We start from the raw sequence: 3,088 nt of genomic DNA on the forward strand, positions 1-3,088 counted from the left end.
GCGCGCCCCGCCGCGGCCGGCACCTGCCCGCCGTCCTCACCGACGAGCAGGCCGGCGCGCTCCTCGACGGGATCGTCACCGAGCCCGCTCCGAGGAGGAGCGACGCCCCGGCACCGGGCGCCGACGCGGACTCCGAGGACGCCGCCCCGGCACGAGGCGGCACCCCGACGCCGGGCGACACGGCTGGGGAGGGCACCGCCGCAGGCGGAGCGCCCGCCGAGGAGCGGTCCCAGGTCGATCCCGTCCAGCGCGCGGTGCAGCTGCGCGACGCCGCCGTGCTCGAGCTGCTCTACTCCTCCGGCCTGCGCGTCTCCGAGCTCGTGGCCCTCGACCTGGGCGGGATCGACATGGCCCAGGGCACCGTCCGCGTGCGCGGCAAGGGCGACAAGGAGCGGATCGTCCCCGTCGGCGTCCCCGCCCTGGAGGCGCTGCGCCGCTGGGAGACGGAGGGCAGGCCGGTGCTCGCCGGAGCGACCGCCGCCGGTCGAGGCACGGCACAGGCCCCGGGGAACGGTCGGGCCGGGACCTCCGCGGCGCGCCGAGCGAAGGCGCCGGGGCGGGCGCTCTTCCTCGGGGTTCGGGGCGGGAGGCTCGGGGACCGCGCCGTGCGCACCCTCGTGGACCGCTACGCGGCCCGCGCCGGGATCGCCCGCCACGTCACCCCGCACACCCTGCGGCACAGCGCGGCCACCCACCTCGTCGAGGGCGGCGCGGACCTCCGCAGCGTCCAGGACTTCCTCGGGCACTCCTCGCTCGCCACCACGCAGATCTACACCCATGTCAGCGCAGAACGCCTGCGCAGCACCGTCGAGCAGGCGCATCCGCGCGCCTGATCCTGGGCAGACGCGCCGCGCCCGCGCCCGTCGCGCCGGGCTCGCCACCATCGCCGACGGTCCTGGGCACTGGAGCCCCAGCGGCCCCCCGCGGTCCCGACGGTCCCGGGCCCTGCAGCCCCGGCGGCTCCGGGCAGGTCAGGCCAGGGCGACCGCCCGCGCGCCGTGACGTGCGACCTGCGCCCCGACCGGGGCGAAGATCCGGGGCGAGACGCTCGTCCCTGCCGCAGGCCCTGCCTCTGCCCCTGATCCCGACCCCGCCGCCGTCCCCGCAGGCCCTGCCCCGACGTCGCGGGAAGCCCCCGGCCCGACCGCTCCCGCGCCGCCCCCGGAGGCGCCGTGCGCCCAGGGCAGCAGGACGCTCGGTCCGCGCCCGCCGAGCAGCAGCAGCGGATCGACGTACAGCTCGCCCCGTCGAGCGCCCAGATGCAGACAGTCCCGACCAGCGCAGTGGGAGGCGGGCGAGGTGCCCTCGAGGGTGCCGAGCACCTGACCGGCCCCGATCGGGTCCCCGGCGCTCACCGCCCCGTTGACCGGCTCGTAGGTCGAGATCAGCCCGTCGGCATGCGCCACCGAGACGACGCCGCGCCCGGCGACCGACCCGCTGAACCGCACGGTCCCGCCCTCGACCGCCCGGACCTCCGCACCGCCCGGGACCGCGATGTCGATCCCGCGATGACCGGGGCCGTAGGGCGTCGCCGGCGCGTCGAAGGGCGCGATCACCTCGTGCGGCGGCGGCACCGGCCACTGCCAGCGCGGACCGTCAGGCCGCGCCGCGGCGGACGGCATCACGGCCAGCGGCAGGAGCAGCACCAGCAGCGCGAGCACCCGCGCCGCCGGGGAGGCGGGCGGGGAAGAGGGCGGAGGCGCCGACGAGGGGATCATGTCGGCATCGTCCGCGCCCCGCCGCGGCTCGGCGAGCCCCGCCCGGCGGTGGTGGACCCGCGGGGTCTGTGGAGGAGGAGTCGCACGAGGACCCGGCGAGGACTCGCCGGGACGGAGGCGACCCACGGGGCCCGGCGAGGATTCGCCGGGACGGGGGTGACGCAGGACGCGCGCGAGGAGGCGGCGGCGTCCGATAGACTCCACTCAGCATCCGGTCCGTCCGGATGACTTCGCGTGCCCACCAGGGCTCGTCGGCCATCGGTCCTTCCCGTCCCCGCCCCGTGCGGAGGCAGGTGCAGGGCGGCCGGCACCCGGGCACCAGGCCCCGCACCGACCGGTGGCGGGGGAACAACCGAGAAAGCAGGTCCTGCGCGATGACCGCGGACGCCTTCGGGCGCGCCGTGCGAGCCCAGGACCGGAGAACAGAGGACACCATCATGGCAGTCGTCACCATGCGCCAGCTCCTGGAGAGCGGCGTCCACTTCGGTCACCAGACCCGTCGTTGGAACCCGAAGGTCCGTCGCTTCATCTTCACCGAGCGCAACGGCATCTACATCGTCGACCTCATGCAGACCCTGTCGTACATCGACAAGGCCTACGACTTCGTCAAGCAGACCGTCGCCCACGGCGGCACCATCCTGTTCGTCGGCACCAAGAAGCAGGCGCAGGAGTCCGTGCAGGAGCAGGCCACCCGCGTGGGCATGCCCTACGTGAACCAGCGCTGGCTGGGCGGCATGCTCACCAACCTGCAGACCGTCTCCGCGCGCGTGAACCGCCTCAAGGAGCTCGAGCAGATCGACTTCGACGATGTGGCCTCCTCCGGCCGCACCAAGAAGGAGCTGCTGATGATGCGCCGCGAGAAGGACAAGCTCGAGAAGACCCTCGGCGGCATCCGCGACATGGGCAAGGCCCCCTCCGCCCTCTGGGTCGTGGACACCAACAAGGAGCACCTCGCCGTCGACGAGGCGCAGAAGCTCAACATCCCCGTCGTCGCGATCCTGGACACCAACTGCGATCCCGACGAGATCACCTACCCGATCCCGGGCAACGACGACGCGATCCGCTCCGTCACGCTGCTGACCCGCGTGGTCGCCGACGCGGTCGCCGCCGGCCTCCAGGAGCGTCACGCCAAGTCCACCGGCGGCGAGAAGAACGTCTCCGCCGTGGACGCCGAGCCGCTGGCCGAGTGGGAGCAGGAGCTGCTCAAGCAGTCCGAGGTCCAGTCCCAGGACGCTCCCGCCGAGGAGTCCGTCGCCGCCGCGGAGAAGCCTGCCGAGGAGGCCCCCGCCGCGGAGTCCTCCGAGGAGACCTCCACCGAGGCCCCCGCCGCCGAGTGATCCGCGGGCCCGGGACCGACACGTCGGTCCCGG

The 3,088-nt window shown here is 74.9% G+C and carries 3 protein-coding genes; 2 read left to right on the plus strand and 1 reads right to left on the minus strand.

What is annotated here, in order from left to right; all coding sequences use genetic code 11:
• On the plus strand, window positions 1-833 hold an 833-nt coding region (locus HMPREF3159_RS10385; RefSeq protein WP_070500963.1), incomplete at its 5' end, for a tyrosine-type recombinase/integrase.
• Between the two features lie 138 nt (window positions 834-971).
• On the opposite strand, the gene HMPREF3159_RS10390 is transcribed toward HMPREF3159_RS10385, so the two are convergent.
• Window positions 972-1,718 (minus strand): murein hydrolase activator EnvC family protein, encoded by a 747-nt coding sequence (locus HMPREF3159_RS10390; RefSeq protein WP_070500964.1) that lies wholly within the window; start codon window positions 1,716-1,718, stop codon window positions 972-974.
• A gap of 437 nt (window positions 1,719-2,155) precedes the next feature.
• Here HMPREF3159_RS10390 and rpsB point away from each other — a divergent pair, with 437 nt between their 5' ends.
• On the plus strand, window positions 2,156-3,055 hold the full coding sequence (rpsB, locus tag HMPREF3159_RS10395) for a 30S ribosomal protein S2 (protein WP_070500965.1): 900 nt from the start codon (window positions 2,156-2,158) through the stop codon (window positions 3,053-3,055).
• Window positions 3,056-3,088 lie beyond the last annotated feature (33 nt).

This window comes from Brachybacterium sp. HMSC06H03 (assembly GCF_001807385.1).
GTDB lineage: Bacteria > Actinomycetota > Actinomycetes > Actinomycetales > Dermabacteraceae > Brachybacterium > Brachybacterium conglomeratum.